This is a genomic window from Streptomyces sp. NPDC048057 (assembly GCF_040653095.1).
GTDB lineage: Bacteria > Actinomycetota > Actinomycetes > Streptomycetales > Streptomycetaceae > Streptomyces.
Genome location: NZ_JBEZNF010000036.1, coordinates 20,419 through 39,108, shown reverse-complemented (window position 1 = coordinate 39,108; position 18,690 = coordinate 20,419). Strand labels below are relative to the sequence as shown.

The 18,690-nt window shown below is 71.9% G+C and carries 18 protein-coding genes and 2 tRNA genes; 7 read left to right on the top strand and 13 right to left on the bottom strand.

The features are described from left to right. Positions 1-91: 91 nt before the first annotated feature. Positions 92-487, bottom strand: a complete 396-nt coding sequence (locus AB0E05_RS32105) for a hypothetical protein (RefSeq protein ID WP_361970336.1) — start codon at positions 485-487, stop codon at positions 92-94. Between AB0E05_RS32105 and AB0E05_RS32100 the strand changes: the two genes are divergently transcribed. Next, the gene (locus AB0E05_RS32100) at positions 488-1,192 is read left to right on the top strand and encodes a hypothetical protein (RefSeq protein ID WP_361970334.1); all 705 of its coding nucleotides are present in this window, start codon (positions 488-490) and stop codon (positions 1,190-1,192) included. It begins immediately after the preceding gene. 85 nt (positions 1,193-1,277) lie between these two features. Here AB0E05_RS32100 and clpX read toward each other — a convergent pair whose 3' ends face one another. From clpX to AB0E05_RS32075, 5 genes are all read right to left on the bottom strand, one after another. Continuing rightward, on the bottom strand, positions 1,278-2,561 hold the full coding sequence (clpX, locus tag AB0E05_RS32095; protein ID WP_361970332.1) for an ATP-dependent Clp protease ATP-binding subunit ClpX: 1,284 nt from the start codon (positions 2,559-2,561) through the stop codon (positions 1,278-1,280). A gap of 147 nt (positions 2,562-2,708) precedes the next feature. Further along, positions 2,709-3,383, bottom strand: coding sequence for an ATP-dependent Clp protease proteolytic subunit (locus AB0E05_RS32090; RefSeq protein ID WP_361970330.1), 675 nt, complete (start codon positions 3,381-3,383; stop codon positions 2,709-2,711). Positions 3,384-3,463: 80 nt separating this feature from the next. Next, on the bottom strand, positions 3,464-4,078 hold the full coding sequence (locus AB0E05_RS32085; protein WP_361970328.1) for an ATP-dependent Clp protease proteolytic subunit: 615 nt from the start codon (positions 4,076-4,078) through the stop codon (positions 3,464-3,466). A 247-nt stretch (positions 4,079-4,325) separates the two neighbouring features. After that, entirely contained in the window at positions 4,326-5,735 is a 1,410-nt protein-coding gene (gene tig / locus AB0E05_RS32080) for a trigger factor (RefSeq protein ID WP_361970326.1), read from the bottom strand. Between the two features lie 211 nt (positions 5,736-5,946). Beyond that, positions 5,947-6,023: transfer RNA gene (locus AB0E05_RS32075), tRNA-Pro, on the bottom strand. Positions 6,024-6,193: 170 nt separating this feature from the next. Here AB0E05_RS32075 and AB0E05_RS32070 point away from each other — a divergent pair. Then, positions 6,194-6,267: transfer RNA gene (locus tag AB0E05_RS32070), tRNA-Gly, on the top strand. 78 nt (positions 6,268-6,345) lie between these two features. On the opposite strand, the gene AB0E05_RS32065 is transcribed toward AB0E05_RS32070, so the two are convergent. Together AB0E05_RS32065 and AB0E05_RS32060 are read right to left on the bottom strand one after the other, a co-directional pair. Continuing rightward, positions 6,346-6,540: a hypothetical protein gene (locus AB0E05_RS32065; RefSeq protein ID WP_361970324.1), complete on the bottom strand. Its 195-nt coding sequence runs from the start codon at positions 6,538-6,540 to the stop codon at positions 6,346-6,348. Positions 6,541-6,691: 151 nt separating this feature from the next. Next, a complete protein-coding gene (locus tag AB0E05_RS32060; protein ID WP_361970322.1) occupies positions 6,692-7,387 on the bottom strand; it encodes a TetR/AcrR family transcriptional regulator in 696 nt (231 codons plus the stop codon). Between the two features lie 88 nt (positions 7,388-7,475). On the opposite strand from AB0E05_RS32060, the gene AB0E05_RS32055 reads away from it, so the two are divergent. Beyond that, positions 7,476-7,904, top strand: coding sequence for a nuclear transport factor 2 family protein (locus tag AB0E05_RS32055; protein WP_361970319.1), 429 nt, complete (start codon positions 7,476-7,478; stop codon positions 7,902-7,904). Here the strand turns inward: AB0E05_RS32055 and AB0E05_RS32050 are convergent. Together AB0E05_RS32050 and AB0E05_RS32045 are read right to left on the bottom strand one after the other, a co-directional pair. Further along, positions 7,849-10,377, bottom strand: coding sequence for an FtsX-like permease family protein (locus AB0E05_RS32050; protein WP_361970317.1), 2,529 nt, complete (start codon positions 10,375-10,377; stop codon positions 7,849-7,851). The two genes, AB0E05_RS32055 and AB0E05_RS32050, sit on opposite strands and share 56 nt — an antisense overlap. After that, positions 10,377-11,159: an ABC transporter ATP-binding protein gene (locus tag AB0E05_RS32045; protein ID WP_361970316.1), complete on the bottom strand. Its 783-nt coding sequence runs from the start codon at positions 11,157-11,159 to the stop codon at positions 10,377-10,379. The genes AB0E05_RS32050 and AB0E05_RS32045 overlap by 1 nt, the downstream gene beginning before the upstream one ends. A 314-nt stretch (positions 11,160-11,473) precedes the next feature. Between AB0E05_RS32045 and AB0E05_RS32040 the strand changes: the two genes are divergently transcribed. The 3 genes from AB0E05_RS32040 (at position 11,474) to AB0E05_RS32030 (ending at position 13,847) form a co-directional block, all read left to right on the top strand. Continuing rightward, a complete protein-coding gene (locus tag AB0E05_RS32040; protein WP_361970315.1) occupies positions 11,474-12,631 on the top strand; it encodes a cation:proton antiporter in 1,158 nt (385 codons plus the stop codon). 205 nt (positions 12,632-12,836) lie between these two features. Beyond that, positions 12,837-13,235 carry a peptidase inhibitor family I36 protein gene (locus AB0E05_RS32035; RefSeq protein ID WP_361970313.1) on the top strand — a complete coding sequence of 133 codons (399 nt, stop codon included), beginning with the start codon at positions 12,837-12,839 and terminating at the stop codon, positions 13,233-13,235. 117 nt (positions 13,236-13,352) lie between these two features. Beyond that, positions 13,353-13,847: a GNAT family N-acetyltransferase gene (locus tag AB0E05_RS32030; protein WP_361970311.1), complete on the top strand. Its 495-nt coding sequence runs from the start codon at positions 13,353-13,355 to the stop codon at positions 13,845-13,847. Positions 13,848-13,851: 4 nt separating this feature from the next. Here the strand turns inward: AB0E05_RS32030 and AB0E05_RS32025 are convergent, their stop codons facing one another. Then, positions 13,852-15,948, bottom strand: a complete 2,097-nt coding sequence (locus AB0E05_RS32025; RefSeq protein ID WP_361970309.1) for a DUF6596 domain-containing protein — start codon at positions 15,946-15,948, stop codon at positions 13,852-13,854. A 226-nt stretch (positions 15,949-16,174) separates the two neighbouring features. Next, complete coding sequence (locus tag AB0E05_RS32020; RefSeq protein WP_361970307.1) at positions 16,175-16,504, bottom strand: YciI family protein; 330 nt, start codon at positions 16,502-16,504, stop codon at positions 16,175-16,177. Positions 16,505-16,669: 165 nt separating this feature from the next. On the opposite strand from AB0E05_RS32020, the gene AB0E05_RS32015 reads away from it, so the two are divergent. After that, complete coding sequence (locus AB0E05_RS32015; RefSeq protein WP_361970305.1) at positions 16,670-17,347, top strand: DUF998 domain-containing protein; 678 nt, start codon at positions 16,670-16,672, stop codon at positions 17,345-17,347. 15 nt (positions 17,348-17,362) lie between these two features. Here the strand turns inward: AB0E05_RS32015 and AB0E05_RS32010 are convergent, their stop codons facing one another. Beyond that, positions 17,363-18,508 carry a PP2C family protein-serine/threonine phosphatase gene (locus tag AB0E05_RS32010; RefSeq protein ID WP_361970303.1) on the bottom strand — a complete coding sequence of 382 codons (1,146 nt, stop codon included), beginning with the start codon at positions 18,506-18,508 and terminating at the stop codon, positions 17,363-17,365. Between the last annotated feature and the right edge of the window lie 182 nt (positions 18,509-18,690).

Sequence of the window (18,690 nt, the reverse complement as noted above, 5' to 3'; positions counted from 1 at the left end):
TATTGAAACGGGAAGGTTCGGTAACGGTTGTGACCCCCGTCGCCCCGCCGCGGAGGACCGTGGGTGAGGATGTCAGAGCCAGATAAAGCCTTCAAGGGGGAACTGAGGAATGAGCCACAACCAGCCGGGCCCGTACGACGGGCAGCCCCAGCAGCCCGGACCGTACGGACAGCAGCCGGGTCCTTACGGGCAGCCGCCGCAGCCGGGTCAGCAGCCGCAGCCCGGCTACGGCTTCCCGCAGCAGCCGCCCGGTCAGCCCGGCGCCCCGGGTTACGGGTATCCGCAGGCGGACCCCCAGGGCGGCCAGCCGGGACAGCCGGGTTACGGCGTCCCGCAGCAGGGCCAGCAGCCCGGACCGTACGGGCAGCCGCCGCAGCCCGGTCAGCAGCCGGGCTACCCGCCGGCCGGTCAGCCGCAGCAGCCGGGCCAGTGGGGCCAGCCCCAGCAGCCGGGCCCGTACGGCCAGCAGCCGGCGCACCCCGGCCACGTGCCGCCCCCGCCCGGCGGGTCGAAGAAGAAGACCGGTCTGATCGTCGGCGCCGCAGTGGTGGCCCTCGCGGTCATAGCCGGCGGCGGCTACCTGCTGTTCAGCGGGGACGACTCCAGCTCCGGCGTCGCCGACAGCACCAAGGGCTACAAGCTCACCCCGCCCGCCTCCGTCGGCGACTTCAAGCGCATGGGCGGCGAGTCGGACGACAAGGAGATGAAGGACAGCGACAAGAAGGACGCCGAGGCCATGGGGATCAAGAACCCCAACCAGGCCGGCGCCGCCTATCGCAGCGGGGACGACCCGAGCACCGGCAAGACGCTCGTCATGACCGGCTTCTGGGGCGAGGTCGAGGACCCGGAGAAGGCCGTCGACGGCTTCTTCGACATCGTGCGCAAGGAAGCCAGCAACGGCGGCGAGGACGACGTGCAGCTCCAGGGCAGCGCCAAGTCGTACAAGCCGTCGGGCTTCAAGGGCGCGGTCATGAAGTGCCAGAACGCCAAGGACTCCTCGCAGAAGGAGCCCTTCGAGGTCCCGATGTGCGTGTGGGCCGACTACAGCACCCTCGTGGTCGTGATGCACATGGACATGTCCGCGATGTCCCAGCTGGAAGAGGGCAAGAAGCCGGGCGCGCCGCTGGCCCAGGACAAGCTCGCCGACCTGGCCGCGAAGCTCTACAACACCTCGCGCACCAAGGTTTCCTGACCCCGGGTGACCCAGATCGGGTACGCGTGAAGGAGGGGGCGCCCCGTGCGGGGCGCCCCCTCCTTCACGTGCTACGGGCGGTGTCCTACGCCGACTTCTCGTGCCGGCCGTCGTTCTTCACGATCCGGGGCACCAGGGTCGGGTTCACGTTGTCGCGGACCACGTCCGCGGTGATGACGACGCGGGCGACGTCCTTGCGGGACGGGACCTCGTACATCACGGACTGGAGGACTTCCTCCATGATGGCGCGCAGGCCTCGGGCGCCGGTGCCGCGCAGGATCGCCTGGTCGGCGATGGCCTCCAGGGCGGGGCGGTCGAAGTCCAGCTCCACGCCGTCGAGTTCGAACAGCCGCTGGTACTGCTTGACGAGGGCGTTGCGCGGCTCGACCAGGATCTTCAGCAGCGCCTCGCGGTCGAGGTTGTGCACGGAGGTGATGACCGGGAGCCGGCCGATGAACTCGGGGATCATCCCGAACTTCACCAGGTCCTCCGGCATGACCTCCTGGAACTGGTCGCTCGCCTCGATCTCGCGCTTGGAGCGGATCGTGGCCCCGAAGCCGATGCCCTTGGCACCGGCGCGGGACTCGATGATCTTCTCCAGGCCGGCGAACGCGCCGCCCACGATGAACAGCACGTTCGTCGTGTCGATCTGGATGAACTCCTGGTGCGGGTGCTTGCGTCCACCCTGCGGCGGTACCGAAGCGGTGGTGCCCTCCAGGATCTTCAACAGCGCCTGCTGGACGCCCTCGCCGCTGACGTCACGGGTGATCGACGGGTTTTCGCTCTTACGGGCGACCTTGTCGATCTCGTCGATGTAGATGATCCCGGTTTCGGCCTTCTTGACGTCGTAGTCGGCCGCCTGAATGAGCTTCAGCAGGATGTTCTCGACGTCCTCGCCGACGTACCCGGCCTCGGTGAGCGCCGTGGCGTCGGCGATCGCGAAGGGGACGTTCAGCATCCGGGCGAGCGTCTGCGCGAGCAGGGTCTTGCCGGAGCCGGTGGGGCCGAGCAGGAGGATGTTCGACTTGCCCAGCTCGATCGCGTCGTCCCGGCCCTGCACGCCGCCGTTCTCGCCGGCCTGGACGCGCTTGTAGTGGTTGTAGACCGCGACGGAGAGGGCGCGCTTCGCGGGCTCCTGCCCGACGACGTACCCCTCCAGGAACTCGTAGATCTCACGGGGCTTGGGAAGTTCTTCCCAACGCACCTCGGAGGTCTCCGCGAGCTCTTCCTCGATGATCTCGTTACAGAGCTCGATGCACTCGTCGCAGATGTACACACCGGGGCCTGCGATGAGCTTCTTCACCTGCTTCTGGCTCTTTCCGCAGAACGAGCACTTGAGCAGATCGCCGCCATCACCGATGCGTGCCACGAGGTGCTTCCCCTTCGCCTGGGAGCGGCTTGGTGCAGCCTGCTCCTGGTGCCTCATATCCGACGGTACCTTGCCGGAGCCCTCGTTCGGGCCCCTCTTGGCGCGGTTCACATTGTCGTGGACCGCGCCAAGCCGGGCGGCACCGGGTCAGGCGGCAGCTGCCGCCGTGCTCTTGCGGGTGGAAACGATCTGGTCGATGAGACCGTACTGCAGGGCGTCTTCCGCAGTGAGGATCTTGTCACGCTCGATGTCGTCGCGGACCTTGTCCAGCGGCGTGGTGGAGTGCTTGGCCAGCATCTCCTCCAGCTGCTGACGCATGCGCAGGATCTCGTTGGCCGCGATCTCCAGGTCCGACAGCTGCTCGCGGCCGGTCTGGGAGGAGGGCTGGTGGATCAGCACGCGGGCGTGCGGCAGGGCCATCCGCTTGCCGGGGGTGCCGGCGGCGAGCAGCACGGCCGCGGCGGAGGCCGCCTGGCCCATGCAGACCGTCTGGATGTCGGGCTTCACGAACTGCATGGTGTCGTAGATCGCGGTCAGCGCCGTGAAGGAGCCGCCGGGGCTGTTGATGTAGATCGAGATGTCCCGGTCGGGGTCCATCGACTCCAGGCACAGCAGCTGCGCCATCACGTCGTTGGCCGAGGCGTCGTCGATCTGCACGCCGAGGAAGATCACGCGCTCCTCGAAGAGCTTGGCGTACGGGTCGTACTCGCGCACGCCCTGGGAGGTGCGCTCGACGAAGCGGGGGACGACGTAGCGGTTGTCCGGCTGCGGGCCGGTGTAGAGGCCGCTGGCGGAGAAGTTGGTCATGGGGGTGTTCACCATCCTGGTGGCTTACTGCACAACGGTTCGCTGTCGGGGTGGGCCCGGTCGGGGCCCTGCGGGGCCGGGGAGCTCACCGGAGCTCAGGCGCCGGTGCCGCCGCCGCCGGGAACGTGCGACGCGGACGACATGATGTCGTCGATGAGGCCGTACTCCTTGGCCTCCTCCGCGGTGAACCAGCGGTCGCGGTCGCCGTCGCGGAGGATCGCCTCGACGGTCTGGCCGGAGTGGCGGGCGGTGATCTCCGCCATGCGCTGCTTGGTGCGGAGCAGGTACTGGGCCTGGATCTTGATGTCGGACGCGGTGCCGCCGAGGCCGGCGGAGCCCTGGTGCATGAGGATGTCGGTGTTCGGCAGGGCGAAGCGCTTGCCGGCGGTGCCGCCGGTGAGCAGGAACTGGCCCATCGAGGCCGCCATGCCCATGCCGATGGTGACGACGTCGTTCGGGATGAACTGCATCGTGTCGTACACCGCCATGCCGGCGGTCACCGAGCCGCCGGGGCTGTTGATGTACAGGTAGATGTCCTTCTCCGGGTCGGCGGCGAGAAGCAGCATCTGCGCGGTGATCTTGTTGGCGATGTCATCGTCGACCTGCTGGCCGAGGTAGATGATCCGCTCGCCGAGCAGCCGGTTGTAGACATGGTCACCCAGGCCACCGAGGGACGGCTCACTGGCGGCTTGAGGCATCAGATTCGTCACGTGTCCACCTGCTCGTCTCTGACGGCTGCCCGCCGTCTCAGCGTCTTCGTAGCCGGGGGCGGGTACTGCCTGCCCTCGTATTCATGGACCCTAACGCGCAGGTCGGACAACGCCATCCCGGTTCCCGAACTGTTCGCTCGGAGCGCAAGGTCATGGCCGGGGATCGGGTACGGCGAAGGCCCGGACGCGGGTGCGTCCGGGCCTTTGCTGGCGTGCGGCGGGCCGGCCCGGGGCCGGTCCGGGTGCCTTACGCCTCGGGCTTCTCGTCGGCCTTGTCAGCGGCCTTCTCGTCGGCCTTCTCCTCGGCGGCGGCCTCGACGGCCTCGCCCTCGGCGGCCTCGTCGGCGTCGTCGTCGAGGTCGACGACCTCACCGTTGGTGTCGAGGACCTTGGCGGCCTCGACGACCAGGGCCAGCGCCTTGCCGCGGGCGACCTCGCCGACCAGCATCGGGACCTGGTTGCCCTCGACGACGGCCTTGGCGAACTGGTCCGGGCTCATGCCGGAGGAGGCGGCGCGCCGCATGAGGTGCTCGGTGAGCTCCTCCTGGTTGACGTTCAGCTTCTCCTTGTTGACCAGCTCGTCGAGGACGAACTGGGTCTTGATGCCCTTGACCGCCTGCTCGCGGGTCTCGGCGTCGAACTCCTCCTCGGTCTTGCCCTGGATCTCCAGGTACTTCGCGAGGTCGAGGCCCATCTGGCCGAGCTGGTGGTGCTCCAGGTTGTGCTTGCGGGTGTTGATCTCGTCCTCGAGAAGCTTCTCGGGCATCGGGATCTCGACCAGCTTCAGCAGCTCCTCCAGGACGCGCTCCTGCGCCTGGGTGGCCTGGTCGTACGCCTTCATGTTCTCCAGGCGCTTGCGGCTGTCGGCACGCAGCTCCTCCAGCGTGTCGAACTCGCTGGCGAGCTGGGCGAAGTCGTCGTCGAGCTCGGGGAGCTCACGGGCGGCGACCGCGGTGACCTTCACGGTGACCTCGGCGTCCTTGCCCGCGGCGGAGCCGCCCTTGAGCTGGGAGGTGAAGGTGGCCTCGCCACCGGCCTCCAGGCCCTTCACGGCGTCGTCGATGCCGTCGAGCAGCTCGCCGGAGCCGATGGTGTAGGAGACGCCGTCGGCGACGCCGTCCTCCAGGACCTCGCCCTCGACCTTGGCCTGCAGGTCGACGGTGATGACGTCGCCGTCTTCGGCGGCGCGCTCGACCGGGTTCGTGGTGACGAACCGCTCACGGAGCTGCTCGACCGACTGGTCGACGTCCTCGTCGCTGACCGTGACCGCGTCGACCTCGACCTCGATGCCGGAGTAGTCCGGGATCTCGATCTCGGGGCGGACGTCGACCTCGGCGGTGAAGTTCAGCGTCTCGCCGTCCTTCAGCTCCGTGATGTCGACCTCGGGCTGACCGAGCGGGTTGATCTCCGCCTCGTTGATCGCCTCGGTGTAGAACTTCGGCAGCGCGTCGTTGACGGCCTCCTCCAGCACCGCACCACGGCCGAACCGCTGGTCGATCACGCGGGCCGGGATCTTGCCCTTGCGGAAGCCCTTGACCGTGACCTGCTGGTTGATCTTCTTGTACGCCGCGTCGAGGCTGTCCTTGAGCTCCTCGAAGGGCACCTCGACAGTGAGCCGAACCCGGGTCGGGTTCAGGGTCTCCACGGCGCTCTTCACGGTTCGGTCTCCTTGGTGGCTGAATACTGGGGTCATGCTGCGTACCTGCACGCAGGCGCGGGCCGGCCAATCGGCCCGCTCCACGTCCTGTCCCCATCGGCTGCGGCGCCTAGGCCGCTCTTCCGTGTGCGGACACGCGGGCACGCAGCTTGCATAGTAGCTGTATGCAGGATGCGCCCCACAACGCGATCTTGTGGGGCGGTGAGGACCGTGGTCGGGGTGGCCGGATTCGAACCGACGACCTTCCGCTCCCAAAGCGGACGCGCTACCAAGCTGCGCCACACCCCGTCGGTGCGACACGTAGGGTACATGTTCGCAGGCAGTACGGCTGCCGGTTAATGACTGCACGCGGTGGGCGCCCGGGTGTGCGGGAATCGGGTGTGCGTCCGCCGCCCGCGACCCGCTACGATGCTCTTCGTGCCGCGGACCTGCGGGACGTCGCACCGTACGCGGTGCTTGCGGGCGTAGCTCAATGGTAGAGCCCTAGTCTTCCAAACTAGCTACGCGGGTTCGATTCCCGTCGCCCGCTCCATGATGGAACGGCCCGGGGCCCGGTTCGCGATCTGCGACCGGGCCCCGGGCCGTTCTGCGTGCCTCCGGGGCTCCGGGCTCAGAACTGGAGGTCGCTGATGCTGTTCGCGAGGGAGTCCAGGAAGCGTTGTATCGACGGGGCCATGCCGGTGGAGGCGAGGAAGAAGCCGAAGAGGACCGCCATGACGGCCGGTCCCGCCCGCAGCGAGCCCGACCGCATCAGCACCACCAGGACGATGCCCAACAAGAGCACCACGGACAGCGAAATGGCCACAACTGATCACACCCTCGGTCGGTCCGCCTTGCCGGCTCGGGTCGCACCGGAACGCACGCCTCCGCCTCAGGGACATCGTGCCACCAACGGCGTTGTGTATGCCGCCCGCTGACAACCGAGCGGAATCGGAACCAAGCCATCCACTTCTGCTTCAGGCAGGGTTGGGCCGGCCGTTTCGCGAAGGAGTGGAAGCCGGTGGGGAGTTACGGTCAGCGCCGAGGGCGCGGAGGACCGTGACGTGCAGGGCGGCGTTCGCCTCGTCCGCCGTCATCCCGCCACCCTCGGCTTCCCCGTGGGCAGCGTGCGCCAGGGCGATCACGACGGTGGTGAGCCAGGCGGTCGGCAGGTCCGGCGTGAACTCCCCGCCGTCCTGTCCGCGCCGGACGACCCGGGCGATGCGGTCCACCACGGGGACGTGCCGGTCGCGGTCCTCCTCGGGGCTCGTCGGCAGGGAGTTGATCACGCGGATCAGCTCGGGGTGGCGTCCGGTGGCCCGGGCCGCGGCGTCCAGCAGCCGCAGCAGCGCGTCGGCGGCCGGGCCCCGATCGAGGTCGACGGCGTCCACGGCGGCGACGGCCTCGTCGGTGACGTGGTCGACGACGGCCGTGAGCAGGCCCTCGCGCGAGGCGAAGTGGGCGTAGATCGTCTGCCGGGTGACCCCCGCCGCGGCGGCGACGGCCCCGAGGCCGGCCTCGGGGCGCTCGCCCAGCACCCGGACCGCCGCGTCCAGCACGGCGGCCCTGCTGCGCCGGGCGTCCGCGCGCCGGGGGCGGATGCCCGCGGGGGCGGTGGTGCGCTCGGCGCGCTGCGCCGGTGGTCGGTGTGCGGTCGGGGAGGAGTCCGTCATCTCTTACAGCCTTGTCAGAGTTCTGCCGGGCTGCCTACCGTACCCCCGCCGCGGGACCGCCGGCGTCCCCGTGTCGACAGGAGCCGTGATGCCCCCCTTCCAGGACGACTTCCAGAACGACCCGAAGAAGTTCATCGCCGACTTCTACACCTCCTTCACCGAGGAGATCCTGCACAGCGGAGACGAGCCGGGCGCGATCGTCGACCGCTTCCACGAGCCCGGCTTCGTCCAGGTCGCCGACGGCAACGTCATCGACCGGGAGAAGCTGATGGCGCATCTGCGGCCGGTGCGCAAGAACGCGGTCTCGGGCCGGATGGAGGTGCACGACGCCCTGGTGGACGGCGATCTGCTCGCCGCGCGCTACACCCTGCACGTGACCGGCAGGAAGGGCGACACCGTGAGCGACGTGCACTTCTTCGGGCGCTTCGCGCCGGACGGCCGGATGCGCAGGGCGCACGTCTTCAGTCGTACGCACCGCGTCGACGCAGCGGACGCGGCACCGGCCGACGGGGGCTGACGGCGCGCGGGCCGCGGGGCAGCGCGGCACGGGCCGGGAGGGCGGTGGCCGCCAGGCCCAGGAGCACCACGCCGGCCACGAAGGAGCCGTACACCAGCGGCGGCACGTGCGGAGACCCGCCGGTGATGCCCTTGACCATGGGGATCAGGGTGGCCAGGGCGATGGCGGTGCCCAGGGCGGTGCCGATGCCGGTGACCAGCAGGGCCTCCCAGCGGACCATCCGCAGCACCTGGCGGCGGGTGGAGCCGATCAGATGCAGCACCCGCAGCTCGCGGCGGCGGTCCAGGACGGTCATCACCAGCGTGTTCGCGGCGGCGACCGCGGCGAAGCCGCCGAGGACGGCCGCCATGGTGGTGTTCGCCCAGGCGTTCAGCTCGCGGTCGAGGTCCTGAGCCGTGGCGTAGCCGGCCCGGTCCTGGACGGCGCCCAGGGCCGCGAGGGGGCCGGCCGCGGCCGGCTCGGCCCGCACCAGCAGTTCGGTGGGGTACGCGGCGGGGACGTGCTCCCGCAGCGCGGCGGCGGGCAGCGTCACCTGGGAGAGGCCGAGCCCGCGTCCGTAGACGGCGACGATCCGGGCGGTGGCCGGGGTGCCGTCGGGGAGGCGGTACGTCAGGTCGTCGCCGACGCCCCGGCGCGCCGAGTCGGCCAGCGACGCGTCCACGGCGACGGTGCCGGGGGCGAGGGCTGCCAGCGAGCCCTCCCGTACGCCGAGGTCCTGCACCCGGGCCAGGTCGGCGGGGCGGCCGTCGACGCCCTGCGCGGTCGCGGTGGACAGGTACAGCCCGTCGGAGTGGACCGGCACCAGCACGGAGGTGCGCAGCAGGGACACGGCGGCGGACACTCCGGGGACGGCGGCGGCGCGGTCGGTGGCGTCCGCGGGGAGCACTCCCCCGTCGTCGCCGGTGACGACCAGATCGGCCAGGACGCCGGCGCGCTGTTGGTCCTCGGTGGCCCGGTCGGTGCTGGTGTGCAGGAAGACCAGGACGGACGAGAAGGCCATCGCCAGCGCGATGGGGGTGATGGCGGACGCCATCCGCCGTGCGTTGGCGAGGGCGTTGGCGGCGGCCAGGGACGCGGCGGCGCCGCCGGCGCGCAGCGGCAGCCCGACCAGCGCGGCACAGCCCTTGGCCAGGTAAGGGCCGAGGAAGGCGACCGCGAGCAGGAAGAGCATCACGACGCCGAGTGCGGCGTTCGCCGCGTCCTCGCCGGACTCGCGGGCGGCCACGGAGGAGAAGACCACGCCGCCGGCGAGCGCGCCGAGGCCCAACGGCGTACGGATCCAGCCGAAGCCCAGGCGCTCCACGGAGGCGTCGGCGAGCGCCTGTCCGGGGGCGATCTTCGAGGGGCGGCGGGCGGCGGCGTACCCGGCGATCAGGGCGGTGACGACGGCGGCGCCGGCGGCGACGGCGAGCGGCACCGCGGAGATCGTCAGCTCCAGGCCGCCGGGGACGGCGCCGCGGTCGCGGAGCTGGCCGAACCACCAGGAGGCGAGGGCGATGCCGGGCAGACAGCCGAGGGCGCCGGCGAGCGGGGCGACGAGCATCGCTTCGGTGGCGATGCTGCGCCGGATCTGCCGCGGAGTGGCACCGATCGCCCGGAGCAGGGCGAACTCCCGGCGGCGCAGCCCCACGGAGAGGGCGACGGTGCCGGAGGCGGTGAAGACCGCGACCATGGTGGCGACGCCGCCGAAGGAGCCGCCGATGCCTTCGAGCACGCCGCGGGCCTCGGTGACCGAGGCGTCCTCGGCGGTGCGCCGGGCGTCGCCGGTCAGGACGCGGGGCGCGCCGTCGGCCGTGCCGTACACCGCGGCGAGCTGCTTCTTGACCTGGGCCGTGGAGGTGCCGGGGGCGGGCTGGACGGCGATCGCGTCAACCGTCTTCGGGTGCCCGGACAGGGCGACGGCCGTCGGGTCGGCGAGCCAGGCGCCGGGGGTGTCGGTGCGTCCGGAGACGGTGAGGGCGCGCGGCCCCGCGGGGGTTTCGAGGGTGATCCGGTCGCCGGGGCGCGGGCGTGCGCCCGGGCCGCCGATGACCACGCCGTCGGCGCCGGGCGCACGGCCGGCGGTGAGTTCGACCCCGGTGAACCCGGCCGTGCCGAAGCCCTGGGCGGTGAGCGTTGCGCCGTCGACGCGTACGGGATAGGTGACGTCGCCGACGGCGGAGGCGACGCCCGGCACGGCGGCGGTGCGCTCGACGAGGGAGCGGTCGAGGCGGGGGGTGCCGGGGACGTGGGAGGTGTCGTCGTACTGGTCGGCTCCGCTGCCGACGGTGATGCGGGCGAGCGGGTCGGGCGCGACGACGACGGGCGCGCCCGCGTACCGCTGCGCGGGCAGGGAGACCCGCAGGCCGGTCTCCAGCATGATGCCGCAGGCGGAGACGATCGCGGCGGTGAGCAGCAGGGCGACGAAGGTGCCGGCGAAGGCGGAGGGGCGGAAGCGGACGGCGGCGCGGGCGAGGCCGTTGGGCACGAACATCAGGCAGCCGCCGTCGCGTGGCCGGGGTGCGGAGCACCGGTGCGGGCGGTGCCCGGGGTGAGTGCCGTCATGTGGGCGGCGATCGTCGCGGGGTCGGCGCCGGCGAGGCTGGTGTGGATCGCGCCGTCGGCGAGGAAGAGGACCCGGTCCGCGTGGACCGCCGCGGCGGGGTCGTGGGTGACCATGACGACGGTGGCGCCGAGGTCGTCCACGGCGGAGCGCAGCAGGGCGAGCACTTCGCCCGCGGTGGTGGTGTCCAGGGCGCCGGTGGGCTCGTCGGCGAAGATCACGTCGGGTCGGGTGACCAGGGCGCGGGCGAGGGCGACGCGCTGCTGCTGGCCGCCGGAGAGTTCGGTCGGGCGGCGGCGCGCCTTGTCGGCCAGGCCGACGCGGGCCAGGACGTCCGCGGCGCGGGCGCGGTCCGGGCGGCGTCCGGCGAGCCGCAGCGGCAGCAGCACGTTCTGCTCGACGGTGAGGGACGGCAGCAGGTTGAACGCCTGGAAGACGAAGCCGAGCCGGGTGCGGCGCAGCACGGTCAGCTTCTGCTCGTTCAGTCCGGTGATCTCGGTGCCGGCGAGGCGTACGGACCCCTCGGTCGGGCGGTCGAGTCCGGCCGCGCACTGGAGGAAGGTGGACTTGCCGGAGCCGGAGGGGCCCATCACCGCGGTGAAGGTGCCGTGCGGCAGGTTCAGGTCGATGCCGCGCAGGGCGTGCACCGTGCTCGCGCCGCGTCCGTACCGGCGTCGTACGCCGCGGAGTTCCACCGCTGCGACGTCCTTCATCTTCTCCGCCACCCCATTCACGTCCGTGCAGGTCAACGGTGTTGACGCTACGGATCGCAGGGATCCTGCGGCCATGGCGGCTACCGGCGGATCGGGGGTGGGGACAACCCCACCCCCGAGCGGCCTCCCCCGGCCACATACTTGCGGATATCAATCATTTGGTAAACTAATTACTGACGGTTCCTTGACGCCCTTTTGACTCAGCACACCCTTTTGACTCGTCCCCAGTCGTCCGCAGTCCTTCATGGGACGCCGCCCGGTCGACCCAACAGCCGAAGGATTGAGCCATCGGACACGCAGACACCCTCATAGCCATGGGCGGCGCCTTCCTGGCAGCCGCCTTTCTCGCCCGCGTCGGCGGACGCATAGGTCTCCCCACGATCCCGCTCTTCATCCTGGCCGGCATCCTCCTGGGGCCGCACACCCCCGGCATCGTGCTGGTCTCGGACCCGCACGAGCTGGAGATGCTCTCCGCCCTCGGCCTGGTCCTGCTCCTGTTCTACCTGGGTCTCGAATTCCACCTCGACGACCTCAAAGCCGGTGGCCGCCGCATGGCGATGGCCGGCGGCATCTACCTGCTGCTGAACGTCGGCGCCGGCCTCGGCTTCGGCTTCGCGCTCGGCTGGGGCACCTCCGAAGCGCTGGTGCTCGCCGGTGTGCTCGGCATCTCCTCGTCCGCGATCGTGACGAAGGTCCTCGTCGACCTCGGTCGGATCGGCAACGAGGAGACCAAGCCGATCCTCGGCATCATCGTCGTCGAGGACATCTTCCTCGCCCTCTACCTGGCCGCGCTCCAGCCCATCCTCTCCGGCGCGGACAGCCTCTCGGCCGCCGTGATGGACGCGGGCAAGGCGTTCGGCTTCCTGCTGGCGCTGGCGCTGGTCGCCCGGTTCGGCATCAAGGTCATCGGCCGGCTGATCAACACCCGGGACGACGAACTCCTCGTCATCTCCTTCCTCGGCGCGGCCGTCTTCCTCGCCGGCGTCTCCGAGTGGTTCGGCGTCGCCGACGCCATCGGCGCGTTCATGGTCGGCCTGATGCTCGGCAGCACCACCTCCGGCGACCGGATCCGCAAGCTGGTCCACCCCCTGCGGGACGCCTTCGGCGCGATCTTCTTCTTCGCCTTCGGGCTCTCCATCGACCCGGGCGACCTGCCGACCGTCCTGTGGCCCGTGCTCGCCGCCGTCGCCGTGACCCTGGCGATGAACGTGCTGGCCGGCATCGCCGCCGCACGGCTGTACGACTTCGGGTCGAAACCCGCCGCGAACATCTCCACCACCCTGCTGGCCCGCGGCGAGTTCGCGCTGATCCTCGCCACGATGGCCGCGTCGGCCGGACTGGACGACCGGCTCTCCCCCTTCATCGCGGGATACGTGCTGATCCTGGCGGTACTCGGGCCGCTGGCGGCCGGGCGCTCGCATCTGCTCGCCCGGATGCTGCCGCAGAAACAGCCGGTGGGCACCGCCGGCTGAGCCGGCTTCCCCAACAGCGCTACGGGGCGCGGCAGTTCCGGCCACGGGACCGCCGCGCTCCGTCGTCGTCGCGCACTGCCGCCCGCACCACCGTGCGCCCTCGCCATCCGGGTGAGGGTCGCGATTGGCGGCGTACGGGCGTGGACAACCTCCCCACTACACCGGGAGAACCCGGTGCTTCCAGCCCAAACCAGGAGGTTTCACCATGCGCCCGATCGCTCTGCTCGCCGCCGCCGCCGCGCTCACCGCGGGTCTCGCCGCAACGCCCTCCGCCGCCACGCCCGCGGCGCCCACGGCCACCGAGCGCGCCGCGGCAGCCGTCACCTACTTCTCCGGCTCGAACTGCCCATCCAACAGTCTCTGCCTCTACCGGGACTACAACTTCACCGGTGGGGGCGTCGCCATCAAGGCCGGTGATTACGTCGGCTTCCTCGGCGACTACGGCTTCAACGACAAGATGTCGTCGTGGTCCAACGACACCGGCGTGACCTGTTGGTGGTGGACGGACGCCTACCGGGGCGGCAACTCCCACATCATGTACAACCGCTACCGGGTCAACGTGCTCGCGAGCGAGAACGACACCGCGTCGTCCGTACAGTGCTGACGCGGCGCGACGCACAGCGGCGCTAGGGACGACGCAGCGCTGATGTCGCCGCACCGAAGCAGTGGGGGGCCGGCCGCCGTGGGCGCCGGCCCCTGTCGACGCTGCGAGACTGGGCGGATGACGATCCGCAGCGCGAACGAGCACGACGTGTCCGGCCTCCTCGACCTCGCGGCCGAGGTCGAGCACTGGTTCGGCCCGATGGTCGACGAGCCGGGGTTCCACCAGGCCCTCGCCGAACACGTCCGCCGCGGCACCGCGCTCGTGGCCGAAGACCCCTCGTCCGATGGGACGGTGCTCGGCGGCCTCCTCTTCGACCACGTCCACGCCCCGCTCCACCACGTCGACTGGCTCGTGGTCGCCCAGCGGGCCCGCGGCCGGGGCGTCGGCCGGGCGCTGATGGCCGACGCCGTCGAGCGGTACGTGACCGGTCCGGGCACCATCGAGGTGGTCACCTTCGGCGCGGACCACCCCGGCGCCGTCACCAGCGGGGCGCGGACCTTCTACGAAGGACTCGGCTTCACCCCCGGCGAGCCCACCGAGCCCGGCCCCGAGGGCGGTTCCCGCCAGATCTACCGGCGTACGGTGCCGGCGCCGGCGCTGCCGCGCCTCTGATGCGTCACTCCCCTCTGAGCCGCCGCAGCGTCCACCCCGCGCCGTCCGCGTCCAGCGACTTCGTCGACTGCTTGAAGAGGTGCTCGGCCCGCTCGTAACTCAGCCGGGCGCGGCCCGAGTCCGGGCAGACGTCCGCGGCCGACTCACGGCGCCGGGCCGGGCCGGGGCGGCGGTCGGTGCGGAAGAGGGGCCCGCCCCGGCGGCCCGCGAGCAGTTCCGGCAGCAGTCGAGCGGTGCCCGCGCGCCAACTGATCCAGCGCTCCCCCACCCTGGCCCTGCGGTCCGCCAGGGCGTCCGCGTCCAGGTCCGTCACGTTCAGCGCGAGCACGGCCGTGACCGGTGCGCCCGACTCGTACAACAGCCGCCACAGGGTGCGTTCCCGCAGCGGTACGCCGTCGCGGGCGAAGAGGGCGTCGAGGTCGGCCGGGGCGAGCGGGCGGGTCGGCGTCGGCGTCCCGGCGCGCCGCCCGGGGCCCGCGGCCACCGCCGGGGCGAGCCCGGCCCAGGAGGCGAAGGAGCGGAACGCCGAGCGGTGGCGGTTCCACGTGGCGGGCGCGGCCTGCGCCCACGCGGTGGTGAACACCCGGTCGACGGTCTCCGCGGTCAGCGCCGCCAGCGGGAACGCGTCCCCCAGCGAGCGGCGCAGCCGGCCCAGCGTCTGGCCGTACGAGCGGACGCTGGCGGGGTCGAGGCCGTCACGGGCGAGGAACTCGGCCGCGGCAGCACCGAGGGCTGGCCCGTCCGCACGCGGCTCGGGCCGTCCGGTGTGGGCGGACGCGAGGGCGGCGGCGTCCGCCCTGCGGCGCAGGAACGCGCGCTCGGCCGCGTTCGCCGTCAGCCCGGCGGCCCGTTCGAAGTCCAGCCGGGCCTCTTCGTACCGTCCGATGCGGACGAGCAGATCGCCGCGGACGCCCGGCAGCAGGTGGTAGTCGCGCAGGGCGGGGTCGGCGTCGAGGTCGGCCACGAGGGCGAGACCGGCCTCCGGACCGAGGGCGTGCCCGACGGCGACGGCCCTGTTCAACCGGACGACCGGGGTGGGCACCAGCCGCTCCAGCGCCTCGTAAAGACCCGCGATGCCCGCCCAGTCGGTGTCGGCCGCGGTGGGCGCCTGGGCGTGGGTGATCGCGATGGCGGCCTGGAGGACGTACGGGCCGGGCGGCGCACCGCCCCGGGCCCGGGCGACGTCGCGGGCTTGCAGCATGGCGGCGAACCCGCGGCGGATCAGCAGACGGTCCCAGCATCCGCGGTTCTGCTCGTGCAGCGGGACGGGTTCGCCGGCGGGTCCGGTGCGGGCGGCCGAGCGGGACTCCTGGATCTCCATCAGCGCGACCAGGCCGTGGACTTCGGGCTCCGCGGGCGCCAACCGGGCGAGGAGCCGGCCGAGTCGGAGGGCTTCGAGGGTGAGGCCGGGGCGCATCAGGTCGTCGCCGCCGGTGGCCGCGTATCCCTCGTTGAAGATCAGGTACACGACCTCCAGGACGGCCGAGAGCCGGTCGGCCAGCGCCGTGGCGTCGGGCAGCTCGAAGGGGACGTGCTCGCTGGCGAGGGTGCGCTTGGCGGCGGCGATGCGCCGGGCGACCGTCGTCTCGGTGGTGAGGAAGGCGCGGGCGATCTCGGCGGCCGTCAGCCCGCCGAGCAGGCGCAGGGTGAGGGCGACGCGGGCGTCGGTGGACAGGACGGGGTGGCAGGAGACGAACATCAGCCGCAGGACGTCGTCCCGGCCCGCGCCTTCGTCCGGCGGGGCGGTACCGTCGGGGACGTCGTACGGATCGGGGTCGTCGTGCGCGTCGAAAACGCCGTCGCCGTCGGTCTGTTGCCGGACCTCCTCGCGGGCCTCGTGCGCCAGCAGGTCCGCGGCCCGCTCCCGGGTCCGCGCGCGCCGGATCTCGTCGACCGCGCGCCGCTTGGCGACGGCCGTCAGCCAGGCGCCCGGATTCTCCGGGACGCCCGACCGCGGCCACGTCTCCAGCGCGGACACGAGGGCGTCCTGGGCGAACTCCTCGGCCAGGCCGACGTCGCGGACCAGTCGCGTGAGTCCGGCGACGATCCGGGCGGACTCCTGCTTCCAGACCGCGTCGACGGTGCGTCGGACGTCCAGCACGGTGCGCGTCCTCGTGGGCTCGGGCCTGTCCTGCGGACCAGGCTGGGTGAGTGGGGTGGCGGCGCGCCCCGCGCCCGGTGCTCCTGGCGACCTCCCGCCGCGGGGTGTTGCGCATGCGTGCCGCCCGCGCCCCGTCCGTGGCTGTTCGCGCAGTTCCCACCGGGCCGGCGGGGACCCACGCGGCCGCGGGCACGACGCACGGACGGGGCCCGCGGTCCGGTGGGGGTCAGCCGGTGAAGACCTGCTGGATGATGCTCTCGCCGTCACCGACGATGCGGCGGAAGCGGCGGGCGAGTTCGACCGCCTCCTCCTTGCTGCGCGCCTCGACCAGCGCGAAGCCGACGACCGCTTCCTTGGCCTCGGTGAACGGGCCGTCGGTGACGGTGATCTCGCCGCCGACGGAGCTGACGAGGGTGCCGCCGGGCGCGAGGCCCCCCGTGGCCAGCAGCGCGCCGGACGCGGTCAGCTCTTCGATGAAGGCGGACATCTCCGCGAACATCTTCTCGTCGGCGGCGGGGGTGGTGTCCGTGGCCTTGGTCAGCATCATGTAGCGCATCGGGGTCTCGCTCTCTCCTGTGGTGCTCGGCGACCCGTTCGCCTCGCTCTGCCCAGACGTCGAAAAGCCTATGTGACAGGGAACGGCCACCGTTCCCTGTCACATGCCCGCACGACGCATCGGCGGAACCACCCAGCCGAACGCGAACCGAAGGGCACCCCGACCATGACCACCGCTCACGCCACCACGTCCGCCGTCCCCGCCGCCCGCCCTCACTCCGCCTCCGCCACCCGGGCGTTGCTCGCCGCCGGGGCCGTCGCCGCCCCGCTGTGGGCGGTCGTGTCGTTGGCCCAGGCCGCGACCCGCGACGGCTACGACCTCACCCGCCATCCGCTGAGCATGCTCAGCAACGGCTCCCTCGGCTGGCTCCAGATAGCCAACTTCGTCGTCGCCGGCGTGCTGACGGTCCTCGGCGCGACCGGGCTGCGCCGGGTCATGCGCGGCCGGGCCGGCGGCACTTGGGCCCCCCGGCTGATGTGGGTCAACGGCGTCTGCACCGTCCTCGCCGGAGTGTTCGTCGTCGACCCGGGGGACGGCTTCGCCGGTACGCCCGCCGGACCGCCGGAGTCGCTGTCGGGCGCCAGCTACGGGCACTTGGCGGCCGGGTCCCTCTCCTTCGTCGCGCTGATCGCCGCGAACTTCGTCCTCGCCCGGCACTTCTCCCGCGCCGGCGAGCGCGGGCCCGCGGTCGCCTCCCGGATCGCCGCCACGGCCCTGGTGCTCGGCAACGGCTGGGCGATGACCGGGGGCACGGGCGGTTCGCTCACCCTGGCGGTCGGGGCGATCCCCGCGATGGTGTGGGTGTCGGCGGTCGCCGCGCTGTACCGCAGGCGTACGGCCTGAACGGCGCGGGAGCCGTCAGACCCCGCGGCAGAGCAGCAGTAGCGCGCGGTCGTCGTTGACGTCCTTGGCGACCGCCTCGATCAGGTGCCAGGCGGCGCCCTCGAAGCCGGAGTGCACGTACCGGTCGGCCTCGCCGGTGAGCCGGTCCATGCCCTCGCTCAGGTCCCGGTCCGACGCCTCCACCAGGCCGTCCGTGAAGAGCATCAGGACGTCGCCGGGGCGCAGCGCACCCTTCACCGGGTCGAACTGCGCCCCTTCGTACACCCCGAGGAGGGGGCCTTCGGCGCCCTTCTCCTCCCACAGGCCGCTGCCGGCGTTCAGTTGGAGCGCGGGCAGGTGTCCGGCGGAGAAGAGTTCGTAGTCCCCCGAGTCCAGGTCGAGGACGAGGTGGATGGAGGTGGCGAAGCCCTCGTCCCAGTCCTGGCGGAGCAGGTAGCCGTTGGCGGCGGGCAGGAAGCCGTGCGGCGGCAGCGAGCCGAGGAGCCCGCCGAAGGCGCCGGAGAGCAGCAGCGCCCGGGACGCCGCGTCCATGCCCTTGCCGGAGACGTCGGTGAGGACGACCTCCAGGGTCCGGCCGCCGTTGGTGCGCGCCGCGACGACGAAGTCGCCGGAGAAGGACTGGCCGCCGGCCGGGCGCAGCGCCATCTCCCGGTGCCAGCCCTTGGGCAGCCGGGGCAGGGCGCTCTGGACCCGGATGCGTTCGCGCAGGTCGAAGAGCATGGTGCCGCCGCGCCGCCAGGGCACCCCGACACGGGCCCGGAACTGCGCGATCAGCAACCCGAAGAAGCCGCAGGAGGCGACCACGAGGACGGTGCCCGGGGTGACCCGGGCGGGGCCGTCCGCGTACGGGCCGAGGGTGAAGGTCTCCACGATCAACCCGGCCGCGCAGGCCGCGTACAGCCCGAGCAGGCTCGCGGGCCGCAACAACAGCGCGCCCGCCACGATGGGCAGGACGAGGGCGGCGGGCGAGATCCACTCGGAGTTCCAGGTCGTGCCCCAGGTCAGCAGGGGGACGGTGAGGAAGAGTCCGGCGAGGGCGAGGGTGTCGGAGCCGTCGCCACGGAAGTAGTCGACCATGGACTTGCGCAGCGCGATGCGGACCCGGTGCACGGTCTTGCGCATCCGGGCCCTGAGCGAATCTGCTGCGCTGCCGTGGGCCATTGACGTGTGACCCTATCGATCCATCGATGTTTCGTGCAGGGGGATCCCTCAGACAATGCAGTCGAAATCGGATCGCACTGTCGACATATCGTCCGGTCATCATGGCATATGACAGGACCTCCGCCGGGGTGGGTGTGACCGGAGGAAACGCGTGGTCCGTCTGCGACTGCTGAGGTACGGGA